Raw genomic sequence first — 15915 nt, 5'->3', positions numbered from 1 at the left:
TACAATCCAGGTCCATGGCCGAAATCGACTATTCAGAACACGGGAAACGCAATCGTGGCGCGCTGGGCACCCGGTTGGTGGCCACTGTGGCTTATATGGTAGCAGCCGCTTGTCTTCTGCCCATGGTTGCTGTTGTTCTGGCGGCGGTGACGGGCGGTACGGATACGGTCTCGCATCTGTTTGAGACGGTTTTACCCGGCTATGCGCTGACAACCGTGATCCTTGTCTTTTTGGTAGCGATCGGCACGTTCTCTATCGGGGTCGGCGCGGCGTGGCTAGTGACGATGACGCGCTTTCCTGGGGTGCGCTTTCTGGAAATTGCACTGGTCCTGCCGTTGGCTTTTCCGGCCTATGTTCTGGCTTATGCCTATACGTTCATTCTGGATCATCCCGGTATCGTGCAGACCACGCTGCGCGACGTGACGGGTTGGGGGCCGCGCGATTATTGGTTCCCGGAAATCCGCTCAACCGAGGGCGCGGCGGTGATGCTGATCCTAGTGCTCTACCCTTATGTTTATCTGCTGGCGCGGGCCGCGTTTCTGCAGCAAAGTGCCACCGCTTTTCTGGCCGCTCGTGCGCTGGGCAAAAGCCCGTGGTTGGCGTTCTGGCACGTGTCTTTGCCGATGGCCCGCCCGGCCATTGCCGGTGGTGTCCTGCTGGCCATCATGGAAACCATCGCCGATTTTGGAACCGTCGCCTATTTTGGCGTTCAGACCTTTGCCACGGGCATCTACACAAGCTGGTTCTCGATCGGCGACCGGGCGGGTGCGGCGCAGTTGGCCTTGTGCCTGCTGGGCTTTGCGCTGGTCATGGCCGTAGCCGAGCGGACGCAGCGCGGCAAGGCAAAGTACTATCAGGCAGGCAAAAGCCATGCCTCGCTGCCTTCGGCGCAACTTAAGGGCTGGCAATCCGCAGCTGCCATAACCTTGTGCGCTATTCCAGTGGTGCTGGGGTTCTTGCTGCCGGTATTTATCTTGATCCAGATGGGCCTGACCTCGGAACAAAACCTGCTGTCTCGGCGATACATCGGGTTCATTCAAAACTCGCTGACACTTGCAGGAGTGGCCGCCGTGGTTACGGTCTGCGCCGCGATCTGTGTTGGGTTCTTTCAGCGCCTTCGCCCAGGTCGGGGATCATCGACCACAGGCTATCTGGCGCGGTTGGGCTATGCGGTGCCCGGCGGCGTAATCGCCGTTGGTCTGATGGTACCCTTCGCCAGATTCGACAACGCGCTGGATTCGTGGATGCGCCAGACGTTCGACGTCTCGACGGGTCTGCTGGTGACCGGGTCGATTTGGTTGCTGGTGGCGGCTTACATGGTGCGCTTTCTTGCGGCAGCGCTCAGCGCGTATGAAGGCGGGCAGAGTACTGTGCACGCCAATATGGATGCCGCGTCCCGGTCTTTGGGCCAATCGCCGCTGGGCACCTTGCGCCGTGTGCATCTACCAATACTGACACCCTCATTGCTGACGGCCTTGCTGATCGTATTTGTGGATGTGATGAAAGAGCTGCCCGCGACCTTGATCATGCGCCCCTTCAACTTTGATACGCTTGCGGTCCAGGCCTATCGTCTGGCCTCGGACGAACGGTTGGAGGGGGCAGCGGTTCCCTCGCTTGTGATCCTGGCAGTTGGGCTTTTGCCGGTGATTCTGATCTGCCGGCAAGTTGGGCGGCGGTAGGACGAAACGATTCAAAATTACCACACCTGTTGGCACCGGACTTGATTCAAATGCGTTTTCCGGCAAGGCTGAGGGTATGAACATGCAGCCTCCCAGCCGGTTTTCTGCAAACTCGGCCCAGATGCCCGTCGCGTTCGACCGGCGCGAGATGTCACATATACTGTCTGTCTATGGCAAGATGGTCGCCGCCGGAGAATGGCGTGACTATGGCATTTCCAACCTGCGCGATATGGCGGTTTTTTCCATTTTCAGACGTACGGCAGAGCATCCGATCTACCGGGTCGAAAAACACCCTCGTCTGCGGTCCAAACAGGGGATGTATTCAGTGATCGGCATGGATGGGCGTATCTTGAAGCGAGGCCATGACCTGCGCACCGTGCTGCGCGTGTTGGAACGCAAGCTGATCCGGTCGGTTGACCTTGATTAGAGCCTTTTGTGGGCTGTTACAGACCCGTCGCCCTGCTCCAGAATCCGTGTGATTGCTTGATCCATCGGCTCGAACGTCACGTCCATGTGGTAGGCGTTGGCATGAAGCAGCATGTTCTCGCCATAGACCCATGCCACGTGGCCTTTCCAGAACAACAGATCCCCACGCTTTGGTTCAGTCCCGGCAGGAAGCGCCGTACCCAGTTCGCGTTCCTGATCATTGCTATCACCGGGGCAGGGTATGCCGCAGGACAGCAAACCGGCCTGAACCAACCCGGAACAATCAATACCGAAGCGACTGTTTCCCCCCCAAAGATAGGGTGTGCCCAGAAACAGCTCGGCCACCGCTACGGGATCAGTCAGGTGAGTTGCGCTGAGTTTGGCGTGAAACGCCGGAATGAACCCCAGTTCTGTTTCCAGAAACCTATTCTGTTCCGACAGCACGCATAATTTGCTGCCGAAACTCAGCGATACGCGGTCCTGGCTTTTCATGTCGGGCTGTTTATAGGCATGTGTCGCGGGCGCGGTGACCCAGTGGGTCTGTTGCGCCTCAGATCCCAACTGATCGGACCTGACCCAACCGGGATAGCCGTCCTTGTCCGAGGTGATCCGGCTCCACCCATCAGTTTTGTCAACAACATCTATCGGGTCGCCAAACAACAGCTGCCGGTCCCTAGGGCCATTCGGGCTGCGCAACAGATCAACAACCGGCTTTATGACGCGCAGGCGGGTCATAGGTTCAGAATCTCGGGCAGGGCGGTCAGCACGGCACGCGGCCCTTGGCCCAGACCGCCTTTGCTGCGTCCGGGGGCCTTGCTGGGCTGCCAGGAATAGATGTCGAAATGCATATAGCGGCTGTCACCCACAAAGCGGCGCAGGAACAGGGCCGCAGTGATCGAGCCTGCGAACCCACCTAATGGAGCATTGTCCAAATCAGCAATGCCGGGTTCGATCATCGCCTCATAGGGTTCATGGAAAGGCATCCGCCAGACAGGGTCGGCCGATTGCCGACCAGCGTTGGCCAGTGCGTCTGCCGCGCCATCGTCATCGGTGTAAAAGGGCGCCAGATCGGGGCCAACCGCCACGCGCGCGGCACCGGTCAGCGTCGCCATCGAGATGATCAGGTCAGGTTCACCCTCATCCGCCAGCGCCAATGCGTCGGCCAGAACCAGCCGCCCTTCGGCGTCGGTGTTGTTGATCTCAACCGTCAGACCCTTGCGCGAGGTCAGGATATCCCCCGGACGGAAGGCATTCCCCGCGACCGAGTTCTCGACCGCCGGGATCAGCACGCGCAGTTGCACAGGCAGCTTTGTTGCCATGACCATCCGCGCCAAACCCAGCACATTGGCCGCACCGCCCATGTCCTTTTTCATTAGGGACATCGAATTCCCTGGTTTCAGATTCAGTCCGCCAGTGTCAAAGCACACACCCTTGCCGACAAGGGTCAGTTTGGGTCCGGTGTTGCCCCATGTCATCTCGATCAAGCGCGGAGCTTGCGCGGCGGCGCGTCCGACCGTGTGAATTAGCGGGAAATTTTGATTCAACAGGTCGTCGTCTTTGATTACCGAACAGGACGCGGCGAATTCCTGCGCCAAATCCTCGGCTGCGGCCTGCAGCTGATCCGGTCCCATGTCCGAGGCCGGTGTGTTGACCAAATCGCGGGTCAGCGCCTCGGCTCTGACCAGTGCCTCAATTCGCACGGCATCAACACCCTCGGGTGCAACGAGTCGCGCCTTGGCGGGTGATTGATTGGCGTAACGGCTAAAGGCATATCCTGTGAGCAACCAACCAAGGCACTCGTTGCTTATCGCATCAGCCGGCACACCTGATGCGATGTGATAGGTTCCCTTCCGCAAGGCTTCTGCCGTCGCTGCCAACGGGAACCGTTTGCGCGCGCGCTTGTTGCTATTTCCGTAACCCGCCAAGGCCATTTCGGGCGCACCATCTGATTGCGGGATCAGCAGTGCCTGTCCCATGGCCCCGGTGAATCCATTGGCCTCGACCCACGATGCGATGTGGCTTGGCTGGTCTTGCAGCCAATTGTCGAGATCGGGTTGCGAAATGACATACAGCGGAACAGAGGGTTCGGACGGCGAAGCGAAGGACAGGGTCATGTGTATCTCGGCTGGTTCGAATTGCGCCCAGCCTAGCCGCCCACGATCCGTCCGCAAGCCCCGTCAGAGGGAAAGATCCTGCTGATCCCAGATCACGGTCAGCGATTTCTCACCTACACGGATCAGGCGCGACAGGGTGGCCCCCGTCGCGACTGCATCCCCGGCATCCACAGATTGCGCCACATCACCGGCGACACGGGCCAGCGCGGTCATGCCAATCTGTTCGGCTATGGCCACCAATGACCGGGCGCATTTGCGCAGCCCGGCCCAGTCGCGCTGACGCCAAAATCGCTCGCAGTTTGACAGGCGCACGGCCAATTCCTCGACCGTACGGCACAAAACATCCAATGCGTTCTTGTCGCCCAATTGGTGATACAGCCCGTTCAAGCGGTCCGTATCCAGCCGAACAGTTTCCTTTTGTTCAAGCGTGACTATTTTATCCACCACATCTACCCCAACTCTCTACGCCCCCACGGCATAGTTGGACATTGGCGGTAGAATCCTTTGCAAAACCTTGCGTCGATGCTGGAAAATGGGTCGAATTTTCTGCGAATTCAGGTTACAGCAGCCGACAGACAAAAGAACGGGGACATGAGAATGGACTTAGCCAAACCTCTGCCGACCTATCTGGTCAAGCGGTACCACGGATGGAAAGCCACCACCTATTCGGAGAACCAGGTCTGGTATCGCCGCCTGGCCACTGAAGGGCAGCGCCCGCGTGCGATGGTGATTTCGTGCTGCGACAGCCGGGTTCACGTAACATCGATCTTCGGTGCCGATCAGGGCGAGTTCTTTATTCACCGCAATATCGCAAACCTTGTGCCGCCTTACGCCCCTGACGGCGATCACCACGGCACCAGTGCGGCAATCGAATATGCGGTCACGGCACTGAAAGTCGCGCACCTGATCGTTCTAGGCCACTCGCAATGCGGAGGTGTTCAGGGCTGCATCGACATGTGCAAGGGAAAAGCCCCGCAACTGGAGGCGAAAGAAAGCTTTGTTGGCCGCTGGATGGACATCCTGAAACCGAAATATGATTTGGTTGCCGATGTTGAAGACAGCGTCGATCAGGCACGGCAGTTTGAACGGCAGGCAGTCGTGGCATCGCTGGAGAACCTGATGACCTTTCCCTTCGTTTCTTCTGCGGTAGATGACGGCTCGCTGAGCTTGCATGGGCTGTGGACCGACATCGGTGAAGGTGGCCTGCAATGCTATGACCCGGCTGAGAAGAAATTCGTGGTTGTCTAAACGGGCTGACATCTGAGAGTTTTCGAATGGCGCGGATCAGGTCTCTGATTTCGCGCCATTTTTTGCTATGATCGGAACCACAATCTTTCGATCAGGAGCGCGTCATGCGATTCATAAAACGTATTTTCATCACTCTGCTTGTTCTTATTCTGGTTCTGGTTGGCGTGTCTTATCTTTTGCCGGGCAAGGCCGAACTGTCCCGCAGCATTACGATCAACGCACCCGCCAGCGCGATCTTTCCTTACGTGAATTCGATGCAGGAAACTGAAAAATGGTCACCTTGGTTGACGCGCGATCCCGAAACCCAGCTGTCCTACAGCGGCCCTGAGGCGGGCGTCGGCAACACCTTGAATTGGGCATCTGAACACCCGCAGGTTGGTACTGGGTCACAGGAAATCGTCGAAAGCGTTCCGGATCAAACCGTCAAAACAGCGCTTGATTTCGGTCCGATGGGGTCCGCATCGGCCTCCTTCGATCTGACACCCGAGGGTGATCAGACTCAGGTGACCTGGGGGTTCGAATCCGATCTAGGCATGAACCCCATGTCACGCTGGATGGGTCTGATGATGGATAAATGGGTCGGAGGAGATTACGAGCGCGGTCTGACAAACCTCAAAGCATTGGTCGAGGGGCAGGGGTAAATCAGGCGCTTCGATGCATTTCGCGACGGCTGGGTTTGATCGGTCTGATCACCCCTCGGCTGGGGAAACAGCCCTTTGGTAAAGATGCCATGTGGTGTGGCCCAGAATCGGAAGGGTGAAGATCAGGCCTAGAAATGCAGGTAACATCGACAGCAACATCGTGATCGAGATAATCGCTGCCCAGCTGAGCATGACCACTGGGTTTCCGGTGACAACCCGGATGGATGTGATCATCGCGGAAATGAAGTTCGTCTCTCGGTCCAACAGCATTGGCATGGCGACGACCGTTACCGAGAACAGGACTGCCGACAAAAATGCGCCCACACAGGTACCTATGACAAGGAACGTCCAGCCCTGCGGCGTAAAGAAGACGATGTTCAGAAAACGGTCAAAATCAGAAAACGATGCATTTTGCAGCGTGATCGCCAGCCAAAGCCTTATTTGATAGGTCCAAACCCAGAAAATGAACAGGGTTACAAAGGCCATCCAGCCCATTTCACGCTTTCGCTGGTTGGCCATGACGGTGAGGATATCAGACCATCCGAAATCCTCGTTGTTTTGCATCCGCCGAGACATCTCATAGAGCCCGGCGGCGGCAAAAGGCGCAACCAACGGAAAGCCAACAGCCGCGGGAATGATCATCCAGATTTTGCCAAGCCAGATCAGACACCAGACAAACAGAATCCCAAAAATTGCATAGAATAGGCCAAAAAAGCCGCTCATGACTGGGCGTGCCAGAAAATCGGCTAATCCGGCTTTTAGCGATGCGCTGATATCTGTCGCCGTCAATGTGTTCACCTCGGGCATGGCTTGCTGCTGCGGCGTCAGGTTTTCCGGGGGCGAGGACCCATTGGTTTTGGATGTCATGACACACTCCTCCAAAAGGACGGAATCGTACTTGTCGGTTCGACAACAGGCATTGCGGCGAAAGTAGCCACTGCTGCGTATCGAAGTGTGTATCAGCTAAAGGATAAGAGCAAGGTTTCCGGGCGATCCTGGACGCCCTTCGAGGTAGCGAAGACTCCGCGTCCCGCCAAAAATAAACCCCACTGACAGCGCAGCAGGGTTTAAACAATCCGCAGCTTCGGGTCGGGGCTTAGCCCTTCTTCAGAACCTCACGGCCCAGCAGTTCCGCAATCTGCACCGCGTTCAGCGCTGCACCTTTGCGCAGGTTGTCCGAAACGCACCACAGGTTGATGCCATTTTCCACGGTCGAGTCCTGGCGGATACGGCTGATGAACGTGGCAAAATCGCCCGCGCATTCGATCGGCGAGACGTAGCCGCCGGGTTCGCGCTTGTCGATCACCATGATGCCCGGAGCCTCACGCAGGATGTCACGGGCCTCGTCTTCGTCCAGAAATTCTTCGAACTCGATGTTCACGGCCTCAGAGTGGCCGACGAAAACCGGAACGCGAACGCATGTGGCTGTGACCTTGATCGACGGATCGACGATCTTTTTGGTCTCAACAACCATCTTCCACTCTTCCTTGGTCGAGCCGTCTTCCATGAAGACGTCGATCTGGGGAATGACGTTGAAGGCGATCTGTTTCTGGAACTTGTTTGGCGGCACGTCCGTAGTGGGATTATAGATCGCTTTGGTCTGATCCCACAGCTCGTCCATGCCTTCCTTACCGGCACCAGACACCGACTGATAGGTCGACACGACAACCCGCTTGATGCGTGCGCGGTCGTGCAGCGGCTTCAGCGCGACAACCATCTGCGCGGTCGAGCAGTTGGGGTTGGCGATGATGTTCTTGTTTTTGTAGTCGTGGATCGCCTGCGGGTTACATTCCGGCACGATCAGCGGAATGTCCGGGTCATAACGATAGAGCGACGAGTTATCGATCACCACGCAGCCAGCTTTGGCCGCCTTGGGGGCGTAGACCTTGGTCGCCTCGGACCCTACGGCAAACAGCGCCATGTCCCAGCCGGTGAAATCGAACGTGTCCAGATCCTTGGTCGTGAGTGTCGTGTCGCCAAAGCTTACTTCGGTGCCCAGCGAACGACGGCTTGCCAAAACAGCAAGTTCATCAACGGGGAACTGGCGTTCAGCCAGAATGTTCAGCATTTCGCGGCCCACGTTACCCGTGGCGCCGACGACTACGACGCGATAGCCCATTTCATGTCTCCAATGTTAAGGACGCGCGTTCATAGCCGCGTTGCAGCAAATAAAAAAGAGTTTTCGGGGTTTATTTCGCGCAACGGCACCGATTTGACGTGGCGCATCGCCTCAGGTGTCGGTCAAAAGGCGTTCATAGAGCGCGACAAGCGTCTTTGCCTCACCACTGATGTCGAAATTCTGCTCGACATGGGTGCGGGCTGCGATACCGGAATGGGCAAGGGAATCGCGGTCGGACAACATCTCGGCGGCCGCTTCGGCCAGCGCGGGGATATCACCAGGTTCGACCACTCGGCCCAGCGACGGGTCGGTGACGATCTCGGAGAACGCGCCTACATCGGTCGCAACAACCGGCACGCCGCAGGCCATTGCTTCCAGCGGCGTCAGGCCGAACCCTTCCCACCGTTGCGGGGCGATGAACAGGTCCAGCACCTGATACCATTCGGCGATCTGATCGACGGTCACCTCGGGCATGAACAGAATGCGGTCGGACAGGCCCGCCTCGGCGACCTTGTCTTTCAGTTCGGTCAGGAAGCTGGTGTGCTTTTCCGTGGCGCGGCCCATGACGATGCCATGGACGTCGTCAAAGCGGCCGCAAAGTTCGATCATTGCATCGACGAAAGCATCGGTGCCCTTCTGGTGACGAATGCGGCCGTAGCAGCCCAGCAATAGACCATCTGGCAAACCCAGTCGCGCCCGAACAGCTGCTTTGTCTTCGGGCGGTGTGAAATCCTGCAAGTTGATGCCATGCATGATGACCTGCGCATCTCTCTCCAGATACTCGGCGGTTTTGCGCGAAGTCGCGACGACCGCGTCCATTTTGTCGATCAGCCATTTGGTGTAGCCGCTATGCGCGCGTTGCGAGGCGCTGGTGAACAGCAGCTTCAATCGCAGCCGCAGCACATTGCGCAGGATCAGGCCCAGCAGCATCTCTGTATTGCGGCGCGCGTGCCAGACGCGCAATGTTTTGCGCGACAAAAAGGGTAGGCGGCCCAGCGGGATATGTGGGATGTCATCCGGCAGACCCGGCCCGGTGGCCGCGATGTCGATCCATTGCACTTGCAACGGCACCAACCGGGCAATTGTCGCGGTCACACCCGAAAGTCTGCGTTTGAGGTTGGGGGCAATGACGCGCGGGTCGGACATGGACACTCCTGGCAGTTCCAGCGTCAGTCGACGCTGTCGCGGCTGAACAGATAGATCACGCAGCCGATGGCCAGCGTGACCGCAAAAAAGCCGAATATCGCTGTGTAGGGCGCGGTCGGGCTGATGTCCACCGTGGCGGCATGGATGCGGCCGGTGACGAATTGCGCCAGTCCTACACCGCCAATGCCGAAGAGGTTCAGCAGGGTCATGCCGCGCCCAACCAGATGCGGTGGCACAAAGGCCCGTCCATGAGCCATGATGACCGGAAAGCTGGCCCCAAGAAACCCGATCGCTGCCATCAGGACAACCGCCAGCCAAATTGCGTTGTCGACCCAAAGGCATATCAGAACCAGCCCCACTGTGCCCAGCGCGTTGCCGCCAAAGATCACCCATTTTCGCGTGCCCAGCATTCGATCGAGCGGCCCATACGCAAAGGTACCTGCAATCATCGCCGCCCCCATGATCAGGGTCGCTGTCCCGATCTGGGTGGTGCTAAGGCCGAAGATATCGCTGAGGTATGGCCCGGCCCAAAGGCCGCGCGTTGCCGCCGACGGGGCATAGGCCACCAGCATCAGCGGCAAGATCGCCCACAGGGCGGGCTCTTTCAGCAGGTCCAGCACCGATCCCCTGTGTTCGGTCTCGACACGTTTGGGATCATGCACGCTGAACCAGATGCCCAACGCGATCGCGGCGGAAAAAACGGCCAGCGTCCCCATCGTGGCCCGCCAACCCATCAGCTCAACCGCCAGCGCAGTAGGGTACGAGGCAACCAGATTGCCGACCGATCCAACGCCCAGCATGACAGCCGCCAAAGTGGCGAAGCGGGCAGGTGGGAATTCGCGGGCGAAGATATAGTAAGATGCCATCAACACCGGTGAGCAGCCGACCCCGATCAATCCCATGGCGATGGCGATGTGAAATGGGGAGCTGGATAGGGCAAACAATGCCGCTCCGCCGGCACCACCGACCAGCAGCAAGACCGCCGCCGTCAGGCGCGGTCCAACTCGGTCCAGTGCCCAGCCTACGGGCAACTGCATGGCAGCAAAGATCAGAAACCAAAGACCGGACGCAAAGGCCAGATCCTCGGGTGTGGCCCCGATATCGCGCCCCAGATCAACACTGAGAACCGCGAGAAAGGCGCGAAAGAACTGGCTGAGCACATAGCCCAGGCACAACACCACCAGACCTGCCTTCATGAAAACCCTCTCCCCCAAACCGGCGAAGAAATGCTTGGCACGTCACGGTGCCACACACAAGCGCGTGTGCTATACTGATTTTGCCGGACAGTGATCACATTCGGGCTATCCTTGTCCTTACCGATTATCCGAGGTGCCAATGAAAGACGCCCAGGCCGCGTTCTATGACAGTCTTCCCCTGTTGCGGGACTTTACCCGTTTGGTGGATCCGGCGCGTTTCTCTGCTGTTCCGGGCGATTGGGCGTTGGGCGTGGCAGATATCGTCGACTCCACCGGTGAGATTGCAAAAGGGCGCTACAAGACGGTGAATATGGTCGGCGCGGCGGTGATCTCGGGCATGATCAACGCGCTCCACGGCAAGGATTTTCCATATGTTTTTGGCGGTGACGGCGCAGGGTTCGCCGTGCCCGCAAGTGAAATCGACACCGCAAAAGCGGTATTGGCAGACCTCAGGCGCTGGGCGGAAGAAGAATTCTCGATCTCGCTGCGCGCGGCGTTGGTTCCGGTTGCCGAAATTCGTAAGGCAGGTAAGGACCTGCGGGTCGCGCGTTATGCGCCGTCTGATGGGGTGGATTACGCCATGTTCTCGGGTGGCGGGTTGGCCTGGGCTGAGGCGCAGATGAAGGCTGGTACCTTTATGGTGCCGCCTGCCAAACCTGGTGCACAGCCCGACCTAACCGGTTTGTCCTGCCGGTGGTCCAACAGCAAGGCACGCAATGGTCAAATCGTCTCGGTCGTCGTTCAGCCCACAGCAAATGCGACCGAGAGTGACTTTGCGGATTTGGCCCGCTCGGTTCTGTCAGCTTCGGAGGGGTTGGAGCGTTCGGGTCATCCAGTACCAGAAGATGGCCCGCCGATCAGCTGGCCACCGCCGGATGTTGGCCTGGATGCCCGCGTATCACGAGCCGGGAACAATTTGTTGCTGCAGCGGATCAAATTGCTGGGCCAGAACTTTTTGATTGCCCTGTTGTTCACATCGGGCAAACGGTTGGGCAATTTCGAACCCGGTCACTACAAGCGCATGGTCAGCCGCAACGCCGACTACCGTAAATTCGATGATGGGCTGAAAATGACGCTGGATTGTGACGCTGCCACGTTGACGCAAATCCGGATGATGCTTGAACAGGCACGCGGACAGGGCAAGATCCGCTATGGGCTGCATGCGCAAGACGAGGCAATGATGACCTGTATCGTCCCCTCGGCGACGCGCGACGATCATGTTCACTTTGTGGATGGGGCATCGGGTGGTTATGCGCAGGCCGCGGCCACCATGTACGCCTGACGCGCTATTTCGCCTTCCATTTCGCCGCCAGCGCCCGGGATGCCCGCGCCAGCAACATCACATCAATGCCGACCGCAAGAAACTGTGCGCCCATTTCATAATAGGCTTGGCTGGCCTCGTCATTGGTGCCCAGAATGCCGGGCGCTTTGCCCGCGGCCTCGATCTTTGTGATGGCGTCCGCAATGACAGCGCGCACTTCGGGTGCTGCGCTGTTTCCCTGAAACCCCATGTCGGTGGACAGGTCCGCAGGGCCGATAAACACTCCCTCGATGCCTTCGACCTTCAGGATATCATCCAGCGCGGCCATCCCGGCGCGGTTTTCCACCTGAACCAAAAGGCAGATCTGGTCGTCTGCAGATTGAATGTACTCGGGGATTGAGCCGTACATTGTCGCCCGGGCCGCACCGGCCCCAACGCCACGCACACCCGTCGGGGGATAGCGGCAGTCCCGAACCAATTGTCGCGCCTGATCGGCGGTTTCAACCATCGGTACCAGAACGGTTTGCGCCCCGGCATCCAGCACCATCTTGATCAAAGCGGTGTCGCCAACCGGAACCCGCACCACCGGATGCGAGGAGCTGGCAGCCAACGCCATAAGCTGATCACGGATTGATCGGATATCGTTCGGAGCGTGTTCACCATCAATGACCAGCCAGTCGAATCCGGCGGTGCCCATAATTTCGGTAGTGATGGATTCCGCAAAACTCATCCAGCAGCCTATCTGCCGATCACCCTGTATTAGAGCCTGTTTGAAGCTGTTTTTTGGGACTGGCATGGCCGGACCTCCTGTTTATGTCAGCGAGCGGGCGATTTCGGTTATGACGTCATAGGCCATTCGAACATCGTCTTCGGTGGTTTCGAACTGACCGGCCTGAAAACGGATCACCAGATCGCCATCCACGCGGGTTTGCGTCAAATAGATGCGGCCGTTGTCATTGATGGCGTTCACCAAACGCAGGTTCAGGTCGTCCAGATCCGCATGACCTTCCGGCGCATAGCGGAACGTCCACAATGACCACATGGGCTGAGTGACGATTTGGAAATCCCCCTCGGCCGCCAGCCGATCATGCAGCGCTACGGACCAGTTCACGTGATTGCGCAGGCGTTGGCGCAACCCTTCCAGCCCATATGCCCGGATCACGAACCATAGCTTGAGCGCCCGGAACCGACGGCCAAGTGGCACAGACCATTCCGAATAGTTGATGATACCGTCCTTGCCATGGGTCTTGAGGTATTCAGGGCTGATCGCCAGCGTCTGCACCAGATCATCGGGGTCTTTCAGGAAATGCGCACAGCAATCGAACTGCACACCCAGCCATTTATGCGGGTTGAACACGATGCTGTCGGCCTGATCCACGCCGGGCCAGTAGTGGCGGTATTCCGGGCAGATCATGGCCGATCCGGCCCAGGCCGCATCTACGTGGGAATAAAGCCCGTATTTCCGGGCAATTTTCAAACATTCATCCACGGGATCGGTTGCACCTGTTCCTGTACCGCCAACGCAAAGGATGACGCCCGCCGGATGCAAACCAGAGTCTAAATCGGCCTGGATCGCTGCCTCCAATGCTGCGGGATCCATCCCGCGCCAATCTCCCTTGATCGGAATCCGCACCAGATTGTCTTGCCCGATCCCCGCAACCCAAATGGCACGATCGACCGAGGTGTGCACTTCGGCCGAGCAATAGACGCGCAGGGGTTTCTGACCAAACAGACCCTGTTGATTTCCCTTCCACTTCAACGCCTTCTCGCGCATCGTTAGCACGGCAGCCAATGTCGCTGACGAGGCGGAGTCTTGAATAACGCCAGCAAATCCCTCGGGCAGGTCTAGCGCATGGCGCAACCAGTCCATCATCCGTGTTTCCATCTCGGTCGCAGCCGGTGACGTTTGCCACAACATACATTGCGGTGCGATGGCGCTGGCCAGAAACTCGGCTAGGACCGATGGGGCAGAGGCGTTCGAATTGAAATAGGCAAAGAACCTTGGATGTTGCCAATGGGTGATCCCCGGCATCACGATCTGTTCGAAATCCTGAAAAACGTCCTCCAGCGGCTGTGCGTGCTCGGGTGGCAGCGCGGGCAGGGCATTGAGGATATCCCCCGGCTCAGTCCGGGCGCGGACGGGTTTGTCACCTACAGTCAGGTGGTAATCCTGCGTCCACTCGGCAATTCGTTTGCCCCAATCCGAAAACTCATCCCACTTCATCGCAACCCTCAGATTTCTGCCAACCCCGGGATCGGACCGGGACTTAGTTTCTTTGTGCGTCCAGTGATCGTCATTCTGAAGAAAACGTCAATATTAATTGCTTTGTTTACTAATTTTGAGATGACGCTCGAAGCTGCGATATGCCTAAAAGGGCCATATAATACATGGTCAAGTACTTGATATAATTAGTGAAATTATTAGCCAGTTGCGGTTTGATCCAATTTGGGCAAAAATTCTACTATGACCAGAGACCTGCCTAATACGTCCCGCTCATTGCCGATTGCACTGCTGCGGGCGCGCGAAAGGGTCATGGGGCCCATTCGAAATATGCTGGCTGATGCGGGTGTTACGGAACAGCAATGGCGCGTTCTGCGTGTTCTGAAAGAAGAAGGTCCTCAAGAGCCAACGCATATAGCGGATCGATCGTGCCTTTTGCTGCCCAGTCTGACGCGCATTCTGCAAAAACTGGAAGCCAAGGATTTGATCCGGCGCCGGGTCCATCCCGAGGATAAGCGTCGTCAGATCATCGATATCACGGCCAAAGGCGAAAAGATCATCCAAGACAACATGCAGGTGACACTACGTTTGGCTGAAGAGATCAAGACCCAGCTAGGCCCGGATCGGCACGAAGCGCTGCTGGACCTGCTGAACGATCTGCATGATCTGAAGACCTGATCGCACGTCGCGCATGCAAAGGCTTTTGTCCCCGCCAGAGAAGTATGGGTATCCTCCGGCGGGGTGGCCAGACTTTGACTGGACTGCGTGTCTGGCCCGCGGCCGGATGGATTTATCCGGCTCACACCTCAGAGAAACAGCCACCTGAAAATAAGCGGACATCCGGACGCAAAGACCGTGTGGGGGTACAGGTCTTTGGCCGTCGCTCTCTGATTCAGTTGCACTCGCCTACAGGCAAATCACCTGATCAGCGACGAGTGGATTTCGGATATCGCCAGGGAATGAGTGTCAAAACGATGGTGGCGTGATCCATGATACAACCAAAGGTAGCGCGCACCCAAGGCTTTCCAAGGCAAAACTTTGAATTGTGAACAGCCAGCCACGGGGCTAGTTCGCGTGATAATGATGCCTGGCGCGAACCTGCATGGCTTGTTCAACTGGTCCCGCCAACTTAGAAACAAGCTGCAAGTTGCAGTTAGGGGGCTTTGATACCGGACAGCTTGTTTTCCTTACCCGACCCGATTTCGATCCCGGTTGAGGGTGAATTGTCGACCTAACCCGTGGGGCGCATTTTCTGTGTCGGCCGAAATTATGCGGCCCATGCGGCCGAAATGGGAAATGAGGTCGATCGTGAGGCGTCTTTCTACTTGGCAAAATCTGCTCCGAACGCGGTTCTGTTGGGTGCAACCGTGCCTTATCCGCCTGGAACTGAGAATTTTCACCACGAGATGGAACTGGCGGTCGCGATCGGCAAACCCGTTTTCCGTGCGACGCGTGCCGATGCGCTGGATGCGGTTTATGGCTATGGTTGTTCGTTGGACATGACGCGCCGTGACCTGCAAGTCCGCGAACGGAATAAACAGCGCCCGTGGCATTTGGGCAAGGATCTGGAAAACGGCACTGTGTTGGCCGCTTTGACCCGCAGGGCAGATTGGTCCCCGGACGACAATAAACGCATTTATCATAACGCGAACGGGGAAACGCGACAGGACGCGACGCTGGAAGAACTGATCTGGAAGATAGATGAGGTCATCTGCCATTTGTCCGGATACTATCACCTGCGGCCCGGTGATCTGATCCTGACTGGTACACCGGCTGGAGTTGGCCCGGTGTTGGCGGGCGATTTCCTGGAAGGCGGGATAGACGGGTTACAGTCTATCAGCCTGAGTCTGATCTGAAAAAAAGA

At 57.7% G+C, this 15915-nt stretch carries 15 protein-coding genes and 1 pseudogene; 7 read left to right on the top strand and 9 right to left on the bottom strand.

What is annotated here, in order from left to right:
* Nucleotides 1-14 precede the first annotated feature (14 nt).
* Complete coding sequence (locus tag AC2FLJ_RS17315; protein WP_496706923.1) at nucleotides 15-1679, top strand: ABC transporter permease; 1665 nt, start codon at nucleotides 15-17, stop codon at nucleotides 1677-1679.
* Between the two features lie 76 nt (nucleotides 1680-1755).
* The gene (locus AC2FLJ_RS17310; protein WP_058275250.1) at nucleotides 1756-2106 is read left to right on the top strand and encodes a DUF2794 domain-containing protein; all 351 of its coding nucleotides are present in this window, start codon (nucleotides 1756-1758) and stop codon (nucleotides 2104-2106) included.
* Here the strand turns inward: AC2FLJ_RS17310 and AC2FLJ_RS17305 are convergent.
* From AC2FLJ_RS17305 to AC2FLJ_RS17295, 3 genes are all read right to left on the bottom strand, one after another.
* The gene (locus tag AC2FLJ_RS17305; RefSeq protein WP_496706921.1) at nucleotides 2103-2840 is read right to left on the bottom strand and encodes a C40 family peptidase; all 738 of its coding nucleotides are present in this window, start codon (nucleotides 2838-2840) and stop codon (nucleotides 2103-2105) included. The genes AC2FLJ_RS17310 and AC2FLJ_RS17305 overlap by 4 nt on opposite strands.
* Nucleotides 2837-4219 (bottom strand): leucyl aminopeptidase family protein, encoded by a 1383-nt coding sequence (locus AC2FLJ_RS17300; RefSeq protein WP_496706919.1) that lies wholly within the window; start codon nucleotides 4217-4219, stop codon nucleotides 2837-2839. The genes AC2FLJ_RS17305 and AC2FLJ_RS17300 overlap by 4 nt, the downstream gene beginning before the upstream one ends.
* A gap of 63 nt (nucleotides 4220-4282) precedes the next feature.
* Complete coding sequence (locus AC2FLJ_RS17295) at nucleotides 4283-4663, bottom strand: hypothetical protein (protein ID WP_472722548.1); 381 nt, start codon at nucleotides 4661-4663, stop codon at nucleotides 4283-4285.
* 153 nt (nucleotides 4664-4816) lie between these two features.
* Between AC2FLJ_RS17295 and AC2FLJ_RS17290 the strand changes: the two genes are divergently transcribed.
* Nucleotides 4817-5467 (top strand): carbonic anhydrase, encoded by a 651-nt coding sequence (locus AC2FLJ_RS17290; protein WP_282119743.1) that lies wholly within the window; start codon nucleotides 4817-4819, stop codon nucleotides 5465-5467.
* Between the two features lie 104 nt (nucleotides 5468-5571).
* Nucleotides 5572-6108 (top strand): SRPBCC family protein, encoded by a 537-nt coding sequence (locus AC2FLJ_RS17285; protein ID WP_472722549.1) that lies wholly within the window; start codon nucleotides 5572-5574, stop codon nucleotides 6106-6108.
* Between the two features lie 48 nt (nucleotides 6109-6156).
* Here the strand turns inward: AC2FLJ_RS17285 and AC2FLJ_RS17280 are convergent, their stop codons facing one another.
* From AC2FLJ_RS17280 to AC2FLJ_RS17265, 4 genes are all read right to left on the bottom strand, one after another.
* A complete protein-coding gene (locus AC2FLJ_RS17280; protein WP_496706917.1) occupies nucleotides 6157-6975 on the bottom strand; it encodes a DUF2189 domain-containing protein in 819 nt (272 codons plus the stop codon).
* A 229-nt stretch (nucleotides 6976-7204) separates the two neighbouring features.
* Nucleotides 7205-8227, bottom strand: coding sequence for an aspartate-semialdehyde dehydrogenase (locus tag AC2FLJ_RS17275; protein ID WP_058275078.1), 1023 nt, complete (start codon nucleotides 8225-8227; stop codon nucleotides 7205-7207).
* 111 nt (nucleotides 8228-8338) lie between these two features.
* Nucleotides 8339-9373, bottom strand: coding sequence for a glycosyltransferase family 4 protein (locus AC2FLJ_RS17270; protein WP_496706915.1), 1035 nt, complete (start codon nucleotides 9371-9373; stop codon nucleotides 8339-8341).
* Nucleotides 9374-9396: 23 nt separating this feature from the next.
* Nucleotides 9397-10569, bottom strand: a complete 1173-nt coding sequence (locus tag AC2FLJ_RS17265; RefSeq protein WP_496706913.1) for an MFS transporter — start codon at nucleotides 10567-10569, stop codon at nucleotides 9397-9399.
* Between the two features lie 139 nt (nucleotides 10570-10708).
* On the opposite strand from AC2FLJ_RS17265, the gene AC2FLJ_RS17260 reads away from it, so the two are divergent.
* Nucleotides 10709-11851 carry a DUF3095 domain-containing protein gene (locus AC2FLJ_RS17260; protein ID WP_496706911.1) on the top strand — a complete coding sequence of 381 codons (1143 nt, stop codon included), beginning with the start codon at nucleotides 10709-10711 and terminating at the stop codon, nucleotides 11849-11851.
* 4 nt (nucleotides 11852-11855) lie between these two features.
* On the opposite strand, the gene AC2FLJ_RS17255 is transcribed toward AC2FLJ_RS17260, so the two are convergent.
* A complete protein-coding gene (locus AC2FLJ_RS17255) occupies nucleotides 11856-12626 on the bottom strand; it encodes an HpcH/HpaI aldolase family protein (RefSeq protein WP_496706909.1) in 771 nt (256 codons plus the stop codon).
* A gap of 15 nt (nucleotides 12627-12641) precedes the next feature.
* Nucleotides 12642-14054, bottom strand: a complete 1413-nt coding sequence (locus tag AC2FLJ_RS17250; RefSeq protein ID WP_496706908.1) for a pyridoxal phosphate-dependent decarboxylase family protein — start codon at nucleotides 14052-14054, stop codon at nucleotides 12642-12644.
* Between the two features lie 240 nt (nucleotides 14055-14294).
* Here AC2FLJ_RS17250 and hpaR point away from each other — a divergent pair, with 240 nt between their 5' ends.
* Both hpaR and AC2FLJ_RS17240 read left to right on the top strand, forming a co-directional pair.
* Nucleotides 14295-14729 (top strand): homoprotocatechuate degradation operon regulator HpaR, encoded by a 435-nt coding sequence (gene hpaR, locus AC2FLJ_RS17245; protein ID WP_058275072.1) that lies wholly within the window; start codon nucleotides 14295-14297, stop codon nucleotides 14727-14729.
* 488 nt (nucleotides 14730-15217) lie between these two features.
* Nucleotides 15218-15907, top strand: a pseudogene (locus tag AC2FLJ_RS17240) (fumarylacetoacetate hydrolase family protein).
* Nucleotides 15908-15915: the final 8 nt, after the last annotated feature.

Source organism: Ruegeria sp. CDSA034 (assembly GCF_059612275.1).
The sequence above is the reverse complement of the archived record's forward strand: the minus strand, read 5'-3'. Positions and strand labels throughout refer to the sequence as shown.